The following is a 15,707-nucleotide window of genomic DNA, read 5'->3' as shown; positions in this document are numbered from 1 at the left end:
GAAGGCTGGATTACTCGAGCTTTTCGGCCGTTTCTTTCTTCTGGACCGGCGGGCTCGCCCGTGCCGACTTCGAGATCATCGCGTCGCGCTATGCGCATGGATATCGCGCGGGAAAATAACGCTGCCGCAAGGCGACGACGCATTGGCGCGCGCCAGACGCGATCGTGCATCCCCTTGAACGCATAAAAAAAGCGCCGCAGAGGGCATAACCCTCTGCGGCGCTTTTCACATCGATGCGTGCGACTTACACCTGCACCGTATCAGCCACTTCCTTGAAATCTTCGATCTTGTCGAAGTTCATGTACTGATAGATCTTGTCGCCGTTGGCGTTGAGTACGCCCATGTCGGCCATGTACTCTTCCTTGGTCGGGATGCGGCCGAGGCGCGAGCAGATCGCCGCCAGTTCCGCCGAGCCAAGGTACACGTTGGTGTTCTTGCCCAGACGGTTCGGGAAGTTACGCGTGGACGTGGACATCACGGTCGCGCCTTCGCGCACCTGTGCCTGGTTACCCATGCACAGCGAGCAGCCCGGCATTTCGGTACGCGCGCCCGCCGTGCCGAACACGCCGTAGTGGCCTTCTTCGGTCAACTGCTTCTGGTCCATCTTGGTCGGCGGCGCGACCCACAGCTTGACCGGAATGTCGCGCTTGCCTTCGAGCAGCTTCGAGGCCGCACGGAAGTGACCGATGTTGGTCATGCACGAACCGATGAACACTTCGTCGATCTTGGCGCCAGCCACGTCCGACAGCGTCTTCACGTCGTCCGGATCGTTCGGGCAGGCCACGATCGGCTCGTGGATCTCGGCCAGATCGATTTCGATGACGGCAGCGTATTCCGCGTCTGCATCCGGTTGCAGCAGTTGCGGGTCGGCCAGCCACGCTTCCATCGCCTTGATACGGCGCTGCAGGCTGCGCGGGTCTTGATAGCCTTGCGCGATCATCCACTTCAGCAGCGTGATGTTGCTGTTGAGGTATTCGATGATCGGTTCCTTGTTCAGGTGCACCGTGCAACCGGCTGCCGAACGCTCTGCCGATGCATCCGACAGTTCGAACGCTTGCTCGACCTTCAGATCGGGCAGGCCTTCGATTTCCAGAATGCGGCCCGAGAAGATGTTCTTCTTGCCTTGCTTGGCGACGGTGAGCGTGCCTTGCTTGATGGCCCACAGCGGGATGGCGTTGACGAGGTCGCGCAGCGTGACGCCCGGCTGCATCTTGCCCTTGAAGCGCACCAGCACCGATTCCGGCATGTCCAGCGGCATCGTGCCGGTGGCGGCCGCGAAGGCGACCAGACCCGAACCTGCCGGGAAGCTGATGCCGATCGGGAAACGCGTGTGCGAGTCGCCGCCGGTGCCGACGGTGTCGGGCAGCAGCATGCGGTTGAGCCACGAATGGATCACGCCGTCGCCCGGACGCAGCGCGATACCGCCGCGCGTGCTGATGAAGTTCGGCAGCGTCTGGTGCGTCTTGACGTCAACCGGCTTCGGATACGCTGCCGTGTGGCAGAACGATTGCATGACGAGGTCCGACGAGAAGCCCAGGCACGCCAGGTCCTTCAGTTCGTCGCGCGTCATCGGGCCGGTGGTGTCCTGCGAGCCAACCGAGGTCATCTTCGGCTCGCAGTACGTGCCCGGGCGCACGCCCTGGCCTTCCGGCAGACCGCATGCACGGCCAACCATCTTCTGCGCCAGCGAGAAACCCTTGCCGCTGTCGACCGGGTTCTGCGGCAGGCGGAACAGCGTCGACGGAGCCAGGCCCAGCGCTTCACGCGCCTTGGCGGTCAGGCCGCGGCCGATGATGAGGGGAATACGGCCACCGGCGCGCACTTCGTCGAACAGCACGTCGGACTTGACCTGGAAGGTCGAGATGACTTCGCCGTTCTTGAGTGCCTTACCTTCGTACGGGCGCAGTTCGACCACGTCGCCCATGTTCATTTGCGACACGTCGAGTTCGATCGGCAGCGCGCCGGCGTCTTCCATCGTGTTGTAGAAGATCGGAGCGATCTTGCCGCCAAGGCACACGCCGCCAAAGCGCTTGTTCGGGATGAAGGGGATGTCTTCGCCCGTGAACCACAGCACCGAGTTCGTTGCCGACTTGCGCGAGGAGCCCGTGCCGACCACGTCGCCCACGTAGGCGACCAGGTGGCCCTTTTCCTTCAGCGATTCGATGAACTTGACCGGGCCGCGCTTGCCGTCTTCTTCGGGCGTGATGCCAGGACGTGCGTTCTTGAGCATCGCGAGCGCGTGCAGCGGGATGTCCGGGCGGGTGGTGGCGTCCGGTGCCGGCGAGAGGTCGTCGGTGTTGGTTTCGCCCGTGACCTTGAAGACCGTGATGGTCAGGCTTTGCGGGACTTCCGGACGGCTCGTGAACCATTCGGCGTCGGCCCAGCTTTGCAGCACGGCCTTTGCATTCGCGTTGCCCTTGTCGGCCAGTTCCTTGACGTCATGGAACTGATCGAACATCAGCAGGGTTTTCTTGAGCGATTCTGCGGCGACCGTGCCGACTTCGGCGTCAGCCAGCAGTTCGATCAGCGGGGCGATGTTGTAGCCGCCCAGCATCGTGCCGAGGAGTTCGGTGGCGCGAGCGCGCGAGATCAGCGCGCAGGCGGTTTCGCCCTTGGCCACAGCGGCCAGGAAGCCAGCCTTCACGCGAGCGGCTTCGTCCACGCCAGCCGGCACGCGGTGGGTGATCAGGTCGACGAGGGTCTGCTCTTCGCCAGCGGGCGGGTTCGTCAGCAGTTCAACCAGCTCGGCGGTCTGTTGGGCCGACAGCGGCAGGGGGGGAATGCCAAGCGCGGCGCGCTGGGCTACATGAGCACGGTAATTTTCAAGCATGGGGGGACCTGCTGGTATTGCGTTTCAGGGGAAGGCTTTCCATGGACTACTGCAGCCACGATTCTAATTGACAAGCGTCTCCAGCGTCAAATGTCTTATGTCTTATATAAGAGTTGAGCGCCGCGGGTGCACCCCAGCAAGACGGGGCAGCATTCTCCATCCCTCAAATGTTCCGCTCATGGAACGAAAAATCGTATCTGAACGATTGGCCCCGCGGATCGGAGAAGTGAAGATCTTAAAATACTCAATAAATACAATTATTTAACCGAAATTTCCGCCGTTCATATCGTTTCGAAAGTCAAAAAGTCGAAAGAGACGATCGGCAACTTTTTTGGGTCTTCGCGCCATTGCCGGGCTTTTTGTCCAGGCCAAGAATGCATCCCATAGCCGACGGTGCTGGCACCACGCGGCGAGGCGATTCGAGAGGAGACAGCGCATGCAATTCACACTAAACGGCCAGCCATTCGATTTCGATGGCGATCCGGACACGCCGCTGCTGTGGGTGATCCGCGAGACGGCGGGACTCGGCGGCACGAAGTACGGCTGCGGCATTGGCGCGTGCGGCGCCTGCACCGTGCATCTGGAAGGCGAAGCCACGCGTTCGTGCGTGCTGCCAGTGTCGGCGGTCGCGGGACGCAACATCACGACGATCGAAGGCCTGTCGCCCAACACCGCGCATCCGGTGCAGCAGGCGTGGATCGCGAAAGACGTGCCGCAATGCGGCTATTGCCAGTCGGGCATGGTGATGGCCGTGGCCGCGCTGCTCAAGCAGCACCCCCATCCCACCGATGCGCAGATCGATCAGGGCGTGACGAACCTGTGCCGCTGCGCGACCTATCACCGTATCCGCGAGGCCGTTCATGCTGCCGCAGACCACTGAACGCGCAGGGCGTCGCGATTTTCTGAAGGCGGGTCTCGCGCTGGCGGGCAGTTTCGTTCTGCCGCTGTCGTTGAGCACGTATGTGGAAGCCGCGCCGGACGGCTCGGCGTATCGCGAGATCAACGACTGGGTGCGGGTCGATCCGGATGGCCGCACCATCATCGGTCTCTCGCAGGCCGAAGTTGGGCAGGGCGTCTACACGGGCCTGCCGCAGATTCTCGCCGACGAGATGGACGCCGACTGGCGGCGCGTGAGCGTGGAATTCGTCACGGGCCGCGACGCCTATCGCATCAGCGCGGCCAATGAGCATCCGCAGCAGTTCGTGGGCGCCTCGATGTCGGTGACGATGTTTCATGCGCGTTTGCGCGTGGCCGGCGCGCAGGCGCGCCAGGTCTTTCTCGAAGCGGGCGCGCGACGGCTTGGCGTGCGGCCCACGCAATGCGCGACGAAAAGCGGGCGGGTGGTTCATCTACAGACGGGCCGCTCGTTCAGCTACGGCGAATTGCTCGCCGATGCGGCGAACTTGCCGCTCGATCCGCAGCCGCGTTTGAAGGCCGAATCGGCGCGTGCGCTGATCGGCCAGCCTTTGCACAAGCTCGACGTGCCGGCCAAGGTCAACGGCAGCGCCGTGTTCGGCATCGACGTGAAGGTGCCAGGCATGCTCGCGGGCTTCGTGAAGATGGCGCCCACGCTCAACGGCAAGCCGGTGGCGGTGCGCAATCGCAATGCGGTGCGCGCGCTCGCGGGCGTGGTCGACGTGGTGATGGCGAAGGACGCCGTGATCGTCGTCGCTGATACGTACTGGCAGGCGAAAAAGGCCGCCGACACGCTCGATGTGCAATGGCAGGACGCCGCGCCGCCTGCCGACAGCGCGACCATCCGCGCGCAGAACAAGGCCGCGCTGATGGCGCGGCAGGCGGCGGTGGCCACGCGCATCGGCGACGCGCCCGCGCAGTTCGACATCGCAGCGAAAGTGGTCGAAGCCGATTACCACACGCCCTATATCGTTCACGCGACGATGGAGCCGGTGAACGCCACCGTGCATGTGCGCGAGCACGAGCTCGAAGTGTGGGGGCCGATCCAGGGGCAGGACAAGGTGCGCTGGACGCTCGGCGGCATCTTCAAACTGCCGCCCGAAAAAGTGATGGTGAACACCACGTTTCTGGGCGGCAGTTTCGGGCGCAAATATGTGCCCGATTTCGTGATCCATGCAGCGGTGGCGTCGAAGGCCGTGGGGCGTCCGGTCAAGGTGATCCGTTCGCGCGAGGACGATATTCGCCACGGCTTCTATCGCCCGGCCGCATCGGCGCGCATGCGTGCGGTGCTGGGCGCCAACGGTTATCCCACCGCGATGCATCTGCGCGTGGTGGGGCAGTCGCTCTACTGGTCGATCAAGCGCGATTACTTCGAAAAAGCGGGCGGCTGGGACGAGACCATGCTCGACGGTCTCTACGATCTGGGTTATGCGGTGCCGAACCTTCTGGTCGATTCCGTGAGCGTCGATCAGCACATTCCCGTGAGCTTCATGCGCAGCGTGGGCAGCACGTCCAGCGTGTTCTTTCTCGAAAGCTTCGTGAACGAAATGGCGCACGCCGCGCGCATCGATGCGCTTGAATATCGGCGCACGCTGCTGCGCGGCGATCCGCTTGCGGTGCGCGTGCTCGAACGCACGGCGGCGCGCGCGGGCTGGTCGCGCAAGCCGGCGGCGGGCGTGCATCGGGGCCTCGCGTATTGCCTGTACACGGGACGCGGCGGCGCGTTTACGACTTACGTCGCCACCGTTGTCGAATTACGCATGGTGGATGGGCGCGCGAAGCTCGAACGCATCGTTTGCGGCATCGATTGCGGGCGCGCCGTCAATCCGATGCTGATCCGCGAAATGGTGGAAGGCGGCATTGGCTTCGCGCTCACCAATACGTTCAAGAGCGAAATCACCTTCAAGGACGGCGCGGTCGAACAACAGAATTTCTCCGACTATCCGCTGCTGTCTCTCGCGCAGATGCCGAAGATCGAAGTCGAGATCGTCGAGAGCGAGCGAACGCCGCAAGGTTGCGGCGAGGTGGCGCTGCCGCCGGTCGCGCCAGCCGTGGCCGCCGCGCTTTTCGAGGCGACAGGCACGCGGCTGCGCACGATGCCGCTCGAACAGGAACTCGCTTGAAGCGCTTTATTTCCCCACAAAAACAGGAATCCAACGTGATCCAACTTCGTCATCTGCTGATCTCTCTCGCCGTGTCGACTGGCGTTGCGGCTAGCGCCAGCGTGTTCGCCGAGCCCGCGGTGGACGCCGCGCGCGCCCGTCAGATCGCCACGCAGCACGCGTGCTTTGGCTGCCATGCAATCGATAAAAAACTTGTTGGCCCCGCGTATCGTGATGTGGCTGTGCGATACAACGGCAAGCCGAACGCCGTGACGACGCTGGTTGCGCATATCCAGAACGGCAGTTCCGGCGTCTGGGGCGCGGTGCCGATGCCCGCCAACGCGATCAGCCAGAGCGACGCGCAAACCGTTGTGCAGTGGGTTCTGGCGGGCAGCAAGACCGATTGAGCCGACTGAGTCGCTCCCGCAGTACCGTGCCAGATCTTGAATCAGGACCTGCACGCATTCCAATAAATCAGCACGACTGAATAATGGTTCGGAGATGGCAATGAAAAAAACTCTCGTGGCGGCAACGCTGGCGGTGGCATCGGCGCTGGCCTGGGGACAAAGCAGCGTGACGCTCTACGGTATCGTCGATACGGGCATCGAGTACTACAACAATGCCGCCAAGGGCGGATCGTTCGTGGGCATGCCGACGTTGACGGGCGAAGTGCCCTCGCGTTTCGGTCTGAAGGGCGAGGAGGATCTGGGCGGCGGTTACAAAACCTTCTTCGTGCTGGAAAGCGGCTTCGCGCCCGGCAACGGGACGCTCAATTATGGCGGCCGCCTGTTCGGGCGGCAGGCCAACGTGGGCGTGAGCAGCGCATTCGGTACGCTCACCCTGGGCCGGCAGATGAATATGTCGATGTATGCGCTCTTCAACGCGGACGTGATCGGCCCGTCGATCCATTCGATGGCGAGTTTCGACAGTTATCTGCCCAACGCGCGCAGCGACAATGCCGTGGGCTATATCGGCAAATTCCACGGCGTCACGCTGGGCGGCACGTATAGCTTCGGGCGCGATGCGGCGGGACCGGCCGGTCCCTCGGCGACCAATTGCGCGGGCCAGTTGCCGGGCGACGCCGTGGCCTGCCGCCAGTACACCATGATGCTGGCCTACGACAGTGCGTGGGGCGGCGCTGCGGCATCCTACGACGTGATGTACGGCGGCCCCGGCGCATCGGCTCCGCTCGTGAGCAGTGCGAACGTGGATAAGCGCACCATTGTCGATGCGTATGTGAAGTATGGTCCGGCGAAGCTGGGCGGCGGCTGGATCCGTCGCAATACCTCGGCGGCGGCACATGCGCAGTCCGATATTTTCTTTCTCGGCGCAACCTGGTACGTGGTGCCCACTTTCTCGCTCGACGCGCAGACCGTGCGCTACATCCTGCGTGAGCATTCGAATTCGACCCTGCTTATCGCGCGCGCGAATTATTTCATCTCGAAGCGCACCACGCTTTATGCTTCGCTGGGATACATGATGAATAGCGCGCAGGCGGCGAATGCGGTGGCGGCGGCGGGCACGGTCGCAACGGGCGCCAGCCAGCTCGGTGCGATGATGGGCATCCAGCAGCGCTTTTGATAGCCGCACGCAAACTGCGCTGAAACTGCGCTACAACCGCAAGCCGCGCCCCACACAACAAGAAGGAGACGACGAAATGGCGATGGACCTCCTGAGCGCCGCGCTGGCTGACCTGCGCGCGGACGCCGTGGTGACGGGGCACTTTTCGCTCAACGCACCGTGGGCGATCGCCAAACCGGCCGTGGAGGGCGCGGCGTTCAGAACCGGCTTCGGCGGGCCGTTTTATATCGCGGTGGACGGGATGGAGCCATTGCGGGTCGAGGTGGGCGATTTCGTGCTGCTGCCGCATGGTCACGCACACGTATTGAGTTCTGCGCCGGGTGTGGAGCCTCTGCCTTTCGACGATCTCGTCGCGCGCGCGGGCATCAGTGCGCGCTTCGACACGCCGTTGCGACTGAGCGTGGGTGCGGCAGGCAGCGGCCCAGCGAGCGAGTTGTACACGGGCATCATTTTTTATCGCGAGGCCGCGCGTAATCCGCTTTTTTCCGTGCTGCCGCCGCTGATTCACGTACGCGCCAGCGATCCGGCGGTCGGCCCCCGGCTGGCGGATACGCTGATGGCATTCATCCGCGAATCGATGGCGTGCCAGCCCGGCTGGGCCGTGGCGGCGGCGCGCCTCGCCGATGTGCTGTTCGTGCAATTGTTGCGCGCGCATCTATCTTCGGCGATCAGTCATACGGGCTGGCTGCGCGGTCTCATGGATCCGCAGATTGGCCGCGCGATTGCGCAGTTGCATCGTTATCCGGAACGCGAATGGACCGTCGAATCGCTCGCGGCCACTGCGGGCATGTCGCGTTCGCGTTTTAGCGCGCGCTTCGTCGAACTGGTCGAGGAAACGCCCATCGGCCATCTCACCGCCTATCGCATGTATGTGGCGAGCGGCGCGCTGCGCGACTCGCGGCGGCGTTTGATCGAAATTGCCACGAGCGTGGGCTATGCATCGGAGAAGGCGTTCATCCGCGCATTCCGGCGCTGGTCGGGCATGGCGCCCAAGCAATACGCGCGCAGCGTGAAGGATCCGTACGAGGCGCCGAAGCCCGCAAGCGCCGGGCGTGGCGAACTTACGGCGCGGGCGCAGGCATGAACTTGAACGAGGGTGTCGGCACGAATTTATCGGCGGTTTCGCCCGAGAACATCTGCCCCGATTCGATCGTAAGTTTCAGCACCGGCGCGCCCGGTTTGAGATCGAGCTTGCGCATCGACACCCAGAAGGTATCGGGCCGTGTGGCCGAATCGAAATAGTAGACGAGGTCGGTCTGATCAGCCACGGTGCGCCAGATCGTCGAGGAAAGATTGGGCGTTTCGGGCGTGCGGATGCCCAGCGGCACGCTCACTGAGCGCATCAGGCTCATCACGCTCGCAACCTGCTGATACGCGCCGTTCTGTTGCGGCACGCCGGCCATGTAGTTGGGATCGGGACTCTTCGGAATCGCATCGAGCAGGAAGGACGCGCGCACGAAACGGTCGGCGGCGCGATTGGTGCCCGGCAGGAAGCTCAGGCCGCCGATGCCTTTCCAGTACGTATCGAGCGCGAGCTGTTCGCTGTAGATCGGCGAATTCGTCATGATGCGGTAAGCCTTGCTGTGATGGATCACGAGCTTGCCGTCGAGATATTCGAGGATCGCGGAGTCGCCGCTCGCATCGGACAGCGAGAGGTGGATCGTGACGGGCTTGCCGTTTGGCAGCGGCGGCGCAATGATCTGGAACGGCTCCTTGCCCAGCGCCTGCACGGCTTCGTCAACGTTCGCGTAATTGTCGAGCGCGTACTGCGCCCACAGGCTGATCGCCATGGGCGCGCGTTTCGGGTCGGGCTTGCCGTAATCGGTTTCGGAGAGATACAGCGCATTGGCAACGAGGCCGCGCTCGTTCATGCCGTCCACGCTGCCGATGTCATAACCCGACACCACCACGCTGCCGTATTTCGCGCGCCAGCGCGGAGACTTCGGCCCGGCGTTGCCGTCGCGCTCTATCCCGGCGGGAAAGACCCAGAGATTCGAACGCATGTCCTCGGACCAGTCCATGGTGCGTCCCGTGATGACGAGACCGCTATCGCCCACATAGAGCGTGCGCGTGCAGGACAGTGCCAGGGAGGTCGTGAACAGCGCGGCGCAGGCGAGGACGCCCGCACAGACGCTGGCGAGGCGGGACAGGGATCGTGACATGTTGCGCGCTCCGTAAAGCGTTCGAAGCCGGTCCGGACAGGCGATCGAACCGATGGCGAGAGGGATGCAGCAGGACGCTGCGATCATGCCACGGAAGGCGCGAACGACGACGCGGCAGTGCCCGCGCAGCCTTAGCGTGCGTGTGTGCGGCGAGGCTTTTTGGCGGCGCTGGAATGCGCGGCTTGAGCGGCAGGCGGTGCGATGGCCGCGTTGAGGTCTTCGAGCCAGGCGAGGCCATCGGCGTAGGCGAGGAACTGGCGCAGATAGCCCGGGGAAAGATCGCGCATGAGAAAGAGCGCGCGATGCACGAGGCTGCTCGAATTGAGCGGCCCGGCGTTTTTGGGCACCTGGTCGAGCGATTGCTGCACTTGCTGGTCGGCGCTGACCTTCTGCCAGACCTCGCGGAAATAATCCAGCAATGCGCTGGGTGCGCCGTCGCGTGCTTCGCGCGACATTGCATCGATCAACGCAGCGAAAGCGTTGTTTGCTGACGTGTCTTGAGCGGTCAGCGAGGCATTGCTGCGCGCTTCGCCGTGTGCATCGCTGCGTGCTTCGACCCGCTGGGCATAGGCCGCGAGACGTGTTTCGATACGTGCATCGAGCACGTTGCGCGCCGCGCCCGTTAGCGCCTGGGCACGCTTTTCCAGTGCGTCGAGCGTCGCGAAGCCCACCGGGTCGAGGCGATCCGCGCCTTGCGCGCGCCAGGCGTCGAGCGTTACGCGCGCCTCACTCACGTCGCTCGCATGATCGGCGCCAGGCAGATTCGATGCCTGCACAACGTTTTGCACGCGGTCATTCATGAGCGTTCTGTGTGGCGTCTTGATGCTTCGCAGCGGCGTTGCTCATGCTCGACGAGCGCGGCACGGGCGCGATTTCCACCCGGCGATTCTTCGCGCGCCCGGCTTCATCGGCGTTCGAACTCACCGGTTGCTCCGACCCGAAAGCCGCCGCAAACACGGACGCCGCAGGCACGCCCGCATCGATGAACGCGCGCGTGACGGTCAGCGCCCGCTCGGCGGACAGCTCCCAGTTGTCGGCGAAGCGGCGATTGCCTGCGTGGACCTGCTGGTCGTCGGCGAAACCGCTCACCATGAGGATTTCGTCGCGATCGCGCAGATAGGCCGTAAGCGGGCCTGCCAGGCTCTTGAGCAGGTCGCGCCCTGCGGGCTGCAACTGGTCGGAGTTCAGCGCGAACAGCACGCTGCCGCTGATGCCGATGCGGCCGTTCACGAGCGTCACGCGACCCGCCGCGAGCGGACCGGCCAGCGCCTGCTCCAGCGTCTGGCGCCGCTGCGCTTCGAGCTGGCGCGCCTTGACCTCGTGCGCGAGGCGCGAGGACGCTTCCATCTGCATGCCGATCACGCCGACGAGGATCAGCACGAACGCGCCCAGCAGCGCCGCCATCAGGTCGCCGAACGCCGCCCAGACTGGCGCGGTGGGCTCCACGCCGCCGTCGATTTCGTCGTTCATGCGGCTTCGCTTCCGGCCAGACGTTGCAGGCTATCGACGATCTGCTTTTGCGACAGCAGGCTCAGATCGACCACTTCGCGCGCCTGGGCGACGTAGTAGGCGAGCTGGTCGTCGCTGCGCGCAAGCGACTTGTCGAGCGCGGCTTCGATGCGTTCGAGCTGCGCCATCAGCTTGTCGTTGGACGCGCCGAAATGCTGAACGGCCACGCCGAAGGCATCGCCCAGACTCGACATTTCGACGGCGCTGCCCGTAACCTGGGCCGCGACGCCTTCGAGTGTCTGCGCACCGGCTTGGACCTGCTGGTCGAAGCGCGCGCCCACGCGTTCGAGCAGGCCCGCCGACGTATCGACGAGCGCGCCGATGGCCGCGCGTTGCTCGGTGCTGGCGTGATTCACGGCGTCGAGCAGCGTGGTGACGGTGGCGAGCAGGCGCCCGCGTTCTTCCAGCATGGCGGTGTCCTGCACCATGCTTTCGTGGAGTTTCTGGCGCAGCTCGCCAACGACTTCGGCGGCCACGCGTGGCGCTTCCGATGCCGCTTCAACGAGGCGCGCGATTTCGGCGATGGTGCCGTTGGCGTGCGTTTCGGTTTGCGCCGCGATGGCGCTGGCGGTTTGCGTGAGTGCTGCGCAGATGGCCTGCTGGCGCTCGGCGGCCTGCGTGCTGGCGGCTTGCCAGGCGTTGGCGTTGGTTTCTGCGGCGCGGGCGATCTCTTCGATCGTGCCCTTCGCGTGGGCTTGCGTTTGCGCGGAAATGGCGTTGGCGGTTTGCGCGAGTGCGTCGCAAATGGCTTGCTGACGTTCTGCGGCCTGGGTGCTGGCGGCTTGCCAGGCGTTGGCGTTCGCTTCGGCCGCACGCGCGATTTCTTCAATCGTGCCCCTGGCGTGGGCCGCCGTTTGCGTCGAAATGGTGTTGGCCGTTTGCGCCAGCGCTTCGGTGACGGCCTGCTGACGCTCCGCTGCCTGCGTGCTGGCGGCTTGCCAGGCGATTGCGTTCGCTTCGGCGGCGCGTGCGATTTCGGCGATGGTGTCGCTGGCGTGCGCTTCGGTTTGCATCGAAATCGCCGTGGCGGTTTGCGCGAGCGCGTCGCAGATCGCTTGCTGGCGCTCAGCCGCTTGCGTGCTGGCGGCTTGCCAGGCCATTGCGTTGGCTTCAGCGGCGCGCGCGATTTCGGCGATGGTGCCGCTGGCGTGCGCTTCGGTTTGCATCGAAATCGCCGTGGCGGTTTGCGCGAGTGCGTCGCAGATCGCTTGCTGGCGCTCAGCCGCTTGCGTGCTGGCCGCTTGCCAGGCCGTCGACGAAGCCTCGGCGACGCGCGTGATTTCGGCGATGGTGCTGTTGGTATGTGCCTCGGCCTGCGCGGCGATCGTGCCGGCGGTGCTCGCGAGCGTCTCGCAAACGTCCTGCTGACGCTGCGCGGCCTGCGTGCTCGCGGCCTGCCACGCGGCGGCCGCCGTTTCCGTGGCGCGGGCGATCTCGGCGAGCGTGCTGTTCGCGTGCGCCTCGGTGCGCGCGACGATCTCGTCCGCGGTCTTCGCGAGCGTCGTGCAGATCGTCTGCTGCTGGTCGGCGGCCTGGGCGCCCGCTGCGTGCCATTCGTCGCGCAGCGAGGTGCTGATGGCGTCGAGCGAGTCGCGCCAGATCGCGAGGCGCGTCTCGTCGCGCGCCGCGAGTTGCGTTTGCAGATCGGCTTGCGCCTCGCCCACGGTGCGCACGAGTGCGGCCGCATGCTGCTCGAAGCTCGCGGTGGCGGCGGCCAGTGCCTGCTGGTTATCGCCAGCGAGCTTTTCGCCGGCCTGTTCCTGACGCGCGAGCGCGTCCTGCCACGCCTGCGCAACGCCCGCCGCCGAAGCCGCGAGGCGCGCATCGACGTCGCGCACCAGATGGGCCGAACGCGTTTCGAAGGTGGCGCTGAAGCGCTCAAGCGCGCCCTGAAGATCGTCGGCGAGCGCTTCGCCCGCGCGGCGCTGCTCGTCGAGCGCGGCGTTCCAGATTCCGGCCACGCGCGTGGCATTGGCTTCGAAGCCCGAGGTGAGCCCGGCGAGCTGACGCTCCACCGCCTGGGTCAGCGTCCCGTGCAGGGCTGCGCTTTCGCGCGCGAGACCTGCCATCGTCGCTTCGACGACCGGCGCGAAGGCCGCGCCGGCCGCGCGTGCGCTTTCAGCGGCGCTGGCCTTGAGCGATTCGCCCACCGTGGCGGCGAGGCGCGCATAAGTCGCTTCGGCGTTGCCGAGGAAGGCTTGCTGGCTGGCGATCTGCCGCTCGCCCATCGACGCGCTCTGGCGCTCGATGGCCGTCATCATCGACTGCAGACGCTCGGCCAGCAGCGGCAGCGCTTCGGCCTGACGCTGCATCAGCGCGAAGCTCGCCTCGCGCTGATGCGCGTGCGAGAACGGGCGCAGCGTGGTGGCGACCTGCGCGTCGAGGCGCTGGGCGGCTTCGATGCGTTCGCGGCGGCACAGCGCCGACAGCAGACCCAGCATCGCCGAACTGGCCACGCCCGCGATCGAGGTGCCGAAGGCGAAGCCCAGACCGCGGATCGGACCGGCGAGCGCGGTGCGGATGCCGTCGAGATCGCTCGCGCCGTCGAGCGCAATGCCGGTGCCGCGCAGCGTGGTCACCATGCCGAGCAGGGTACCGAGCATGCCCAGCAGCACCAGCATGCCGACCAGGTAGGGCGTGAGCGCCGGACCGGGCAGCGCCGCGCGCTCGCCTTCGACGCGCGCGCGCACGGCGCTGCGCAGCGACGGATGCAGGCGATCGAGCCAGGCCTGAAGCGTGGCGGGCGCGGCGGCCGACGGGGCGGCCAGCGCATCCACTGCCTGCGCGAGGCTGCCGGTGGCCTGCCGGTAGCGACGCAATTCGAGCGCGCCGGCTAGATAACAGGCGCCGATCAGCAGCGTGACGGCCAGCGCGAGCGGATTGGAGCCGACATAGGCGGCGCCGATCCAGCAAACCGCGAGCAGGCCGGCGATGAAAACAACGAGATCGATGCGAAGTCTGGACATAGTGTCTGCGTTAGCGGGTGCGAAGGGCGGCGAGCAGCCCTTCGACCGGTTGGAACCGAACATCGAGTTCGGCGAGCAACAGGCTCTGCATATCTTTTCGGAACGTGGTGAGCCACGCACCGCTTGTACTGTCTTTGCTGTCTGTTTGCGCTTGTGCCGCGCCGTCTTGCTGGGCTTGCGCAACGGCTTCGGCCGCCTGCGCGGCTTTGCGCAGACGCTCGAAATACTTGCCCAGCAGGCCGGGCACCGTGCCCAGCAACGTGCGTTCGCGCGCGGCAAGCGAGCGCTCCATCACCGCGTCGAGCGCAGCCAGCTTCGCCATCGCCGACGACTGGGCCGCGAGCCGGTTGCGCAAAAGCGTACGCAGGTCGCCGATATCGGCTTCCATCTTCTGCTGCAGCGCGAGATAGCTCTGGCGGAACAGCGTGTAATCGGCAGGCATTTCCGGCAGGTCCGGCACCGGCTGCGTCCGGGCGTGGCGCGCATGACTGGCGTTGTGGCGCGGCGGCGCGAGCACGCCGTCGGTGACGATGGCTCTGGACAGCGCCGAGCGCAGACTCAAGCAGCGCTGCGCCTCGTCGTCGCCGTCAGCGCGCACGGGGTTGCCCGCCAGGCCGCCTACGGCGGGCGCAGGGGCGCTTAGCACCGTCGAGAGCGCGATCGCGTCCGTCCAGCCGAGCCATTGGCTCAGGCGGTCGGCAAGCGGCTGCTGCGAAGCCTGCGCGTCGGTTTCAGCGATGCGCGCAAGCAGTCGAACGAGGGCCGGACCGGTCAGGGCCGTCCGCTGCGGGGGATGGACCATACCACAAGAGATAAAAAAGGCAGCAGTTTACACGGCGCGGCGGCCTGCATCGGGGTTTTGTGGGCGGAAGGGGAGATTTAAAAAAAGGGCGTGGCGGGCGCCAGGGCCGGGAGCGATGCGAATGCCTTGTCGGCATTGAGCATTGTGAGGCTCCTGATTGGCGGATCGGGAAAACCCGAGGTCTGGTGTTTTCCGTCGATTGTTGCGGACCAGTCGGCGCTTCGCAATGTAGTTACTTCTTATCTTCCGTTGGCTAAAAGCGACGATTTGATGCGTATCGGATGGGATTCCTAAGACGATTCTTAATGAGAATAAGGATTGACCTTCCTTGACACATTTCATTTTCCTACACGGGAAAAATCCGAAAAATAAAAATCTCCTGGGTGGCGTGATGAATCGCAGTTACAGGCTGGTCTTTAATCGCGCGCGCAATATGCTGGTCGCCGTCGAAGAAACGGCAACAGCAGCAGGCAAGACGGGGGAAACACGGGCAAGGTCGGCGGCGTGTCGGCCATTGGCGTCGGCGGCGACCTGACGGCAACAGGCGCAAACATCAATCTGGCGGGCGGCGGCACACTGGCAGCAAACGGCAATGTGAACCTGCAAGCCGCCAGGTCAACGTCGACGGTCGACAGCAACAGTTCGGGCAGCGACGGACACGGGAGCTATTCGGAATCGTCGCACCGCTCGGACGATACGCTGACTGCAACCACGCTCAATGCAGGCAATTCGCTGACCGTGGCATCGGGCAAGGACATCAACGTCACGGGTAGCGCAATCAGTCTCGACATGGGGACCGCGACGCTTGCCGCAGCGGGCAACGTCAACATCGGCGCGGCA

General features: G+C 64.9%; 13 protein-coding genes. 7 read left to right on the top strand and 6 right to left on the bottom strand.

Annotation, left to right across the window (positions count from 1 at the left end; all coding sequences use genetic code 11):
- Positions 1 to 244 precede the first annotated feature (244 nt).
- Positions 245 to 2,830 (bottom strand): bifunctional aconitate hydratase 2/2-methylisocitrate dehydratase, encoded by a 2,586-nt coding sequence (acnB, locus tag F4827_RS27805; protein WP_183729432.1) that lies wholly within the window; start codon positions 2,828 to 2,830, stop codon positions 245 to 247.
- A 436-nt stretch (positions 2,831 to 3,266) separates the two neighbouring features.
- Between acnB and F4827_RS27800 the strand changes: the two genes are divergently transcribed.
- The 5 genes from F4827_RS27800 to F4827_RS27780 all read left to right on the top strand — a co-directional run bounded on the left by F4827_RS27800 (position 3,267) and on the right by F4827_RS27780 (position 8,512).
- A complete protein-coding gene (locus tag F4827_RS27800) occupies positions 3,267 to 3,710 on the top strand; it encodes a (2Fe-2S)-binding protein (RefSeq protein ID WP_183729429.1) in 444 nt (147 codons plus the stop codon).
- A complete protein-coding gene (locus F4827_RS27795) occupies positions 3,691 to 5,868 on the top strand; it encodes a xanthine dehydrogenase family protein molybdopterin-binding subunit (RefSeq protein WP_183729426.1) in 2,178 nt (725 codons plus the stop codon). Before F4827_RS27800 ends, F4827_RS27795 begins: the two co-directional genes overlap by 20 nt.
- Positions 5,869 to 5,906: 38 nt before the next feature.
- Entirely contained in the window at positions 5,907 to 6,254 is a 348-nt protein-coding gene (locus tag F4827_RS27790) for a c-type cytochrome (RefSeq protein ID WP_183729753.1), read from the top strand.
- Positions 6,255 to 6,354: 100 nt separating this feature from the next.
- Complete coding sequence (locus F4827_RS27785) at positions 6,355 to 7,428, top strand: porin (protein ID WP_183729423.1); 1,074 nt, start codon at positions 6,355 to 6,357, stop codon at positions 7,426 to 7,428.
- A gap of 76 nt (positions 7,429 to 7,504) precedes the next feature.
- Complete coding sequence (locus F4827_RS27780; protein ID WP_183729420.1) at positions 7,505 to 8,512, top strand: AraC family transcriptional regulator; 1,008 nt, start codon at positions 7,505 to 7,507, stop codon at positions 8,510 to 8,512.
- On the opposite strand, the gene F4827_RS27775 is transcribed toward F4827_RS27780, so the two are convergent.
- From F4827_RS27775 to F4827_RS27755, 5 genes are all read right to left on the bottom strand, one after another.
- Positions 8,490 to 9,590, bottom strand: a complete 1,101-nt coding sequence (locus tag F4827_RS27775) for a linear amide C-N hydrolase (protein ID WP_183729417.1) — start codon at positions 9,588 to 9,590, stop codon at positions 8,490 to 8,492. The genes F4827_RS27780 and F4827_RS27775 overlap by 23 nt on opposite strands.
- Before the next feature lie 131 nt (positions 9,591 to 9,721).
- The gene (locus F4827_RS27770) at positions 9,722 to 10,390 is read right to left on the bottom strand and encodes a DUF2894 domain-containing protein (protein ID WP_183729414.1); all 669 of its coding nucleotides are present in this window, start codon (positions 10,388 to 10,390) and stop codon (positions 9,722 to 9,724) included.
- Entirely contained in the window at positions 10,383 to 11,060 is a 678-nt protein-coding gene (locus tag F4827_RS27765) for an OmpA family protein (protein WP_183729412.1), read from the bottom strand. The genes F4827_RS27770 and F4827_RS27765 overlap by 8 nt, the downstream gene beginning before the upstream one ends.
- Positions 11,057 to 14,065 carry a DUF802 domain-containing protein gene (locus tag F4827_RS27760; protein WP_183729410.1) on the bottom strand — a complete coding sequence of 1,003 codons (3,009 nt, stop codon included), beginning with the start codon at positions 14,063 to 14,065 and terminating at the stop codon, positions 11,057 to 11,059. The genes F4827_RS27765 and F4827_RS27760 overlap by 4 nt, the downstream gene beginning before the upstream one ends.
- Positions 14,066 to 14,075: 10 nt before the next feature.
- Complete coding sequence (locus F4827_RS27755) at positions 14,076 to 14,867, bottom strand: DUF3348 domain-containing protein (protein WP_183729408.1); 792 nt, start codon at positions 14,865 to 14,867, stop codon at positions 14,076 to 14,078.
- Positions 14,868 to 15,258: 391 nt separating this feature from the next.
- Here F4827_RS27755 and F4827_RS36035 point away from each other — a divergent pair, with 391 nt between their 5' ends.
- Both F4827_RS36035 and F4827_RS27745 read left to right on the top strand, forming a co-directional pair.
- Positions 15,259 to 15,402: an ESPR domain-containing protein gene (locus tag F4827_RS36035; RefSeq protein ID WP_409258868.1), complete on the top strand. Its 144-nt coding sequence runs from the start codon at positions 15,259 to 15,261 to the stop codon at positions 15,400 to 15,402.
- Positions 15,372 to 15,707: hemagglutinin repeat-containing protein (locus tag F4827_RS27745; RefSeq protein WP_183729404.1), on the top strand; the 336-nt coding region annotated here is incomplete at its 3' end. The genes F4827_RS36035 and F4827_RS27745, both read left to right, overlap by 31 nt.

It is taken from the genome of Paraburkholderia bannensis (assembly GCF_014200455.1).
Classification (GTDB): domain Bacteria; phylum Pseudomonadota; class Gammaproteobacteria; order Burkholderiales; family Burkholderiaceae; genus Paraburkholderia; species Paraburkholderia bannensis_A.
This window is presented reverse-complemented; position numbering and strand designations above follow the sequence as displayed.

Coding starts and splice junctions, on each gene's coding strand:
- acnB (WP_183729432.1), bottom strand. CDS start 2,830: ATGCTTGAAAATTACCGTGCTCATGTAGCCCAGCGCGCCGCGCTTGGC.
- F4827_RS27800 (WP_183729429.1), top strand. CDS start 3,267: ATGCAATTCACACTAAACGGCCAGCCATTCGATTTCGATGGCGATCCG.
- F4827_RS27795 (WP_183729426.1), top strand. CDS start 3,691: ATGCTGCCGCAGACCACTGAACGCGCAGGGCGTCGCGATTTTCTGAAG.
- F4827_RS27785 (WP_183729423.1), top strand. CDS start 6,355: ATGAAAAAAACTCTCGTGGCGGCAACGCTGGCGGTGGCATCGGCGCTG.
- F4827_RS27780 (WP_183729420.1), top strand. CDS start 7,505: ATGGCGATGGACCTCCTGAGCGCCGCGCTGGCTGACCTGCGCGCGGAC.
- F4827_RS27775 (WP_183729417.1), bottom strand. CDS start 9,590: ATGTCACGATCCCTGTCCCGCCTCGCCAGCGTCTGTGCGGGCGTCCTC.
- F4827_RS27770 (WP_183729414.1), bottom strand. CDS start 10,390: ATGAATGACCGCGTGCAAAACGTTGTGCAGGCATCGAATCTGCCTGGC.
- F4827_RS27765 (WP_183729412.1), bottom strand. CDS start 11,060: ATGAACGACGAAATCGACGGCGGCGTGGAGCCCACCGCGCCAGTCTGG.
- F4827_RS27760 (WP_183729410.1), bottom strand. CDS start 14,065: ATGTCCAGACTTCGCATCGATCTCGTTGTTTTCATCGCCGGCCTGCTC.
- F4827_RS27755 (WP_183729408.1), bottom strand. CDS start 14,867: ATGGTCCATCCCCCGCAGCGGACGGCCCTGACCGGTCCGGCCCTCGTT.
- F4827_RS36035 (WP_409258868.1), top strand. CDS start 15,259: ATGAATCGCAGTTACAGGCTGGTCTTTAATCGCGCGCGCAATATGCTG.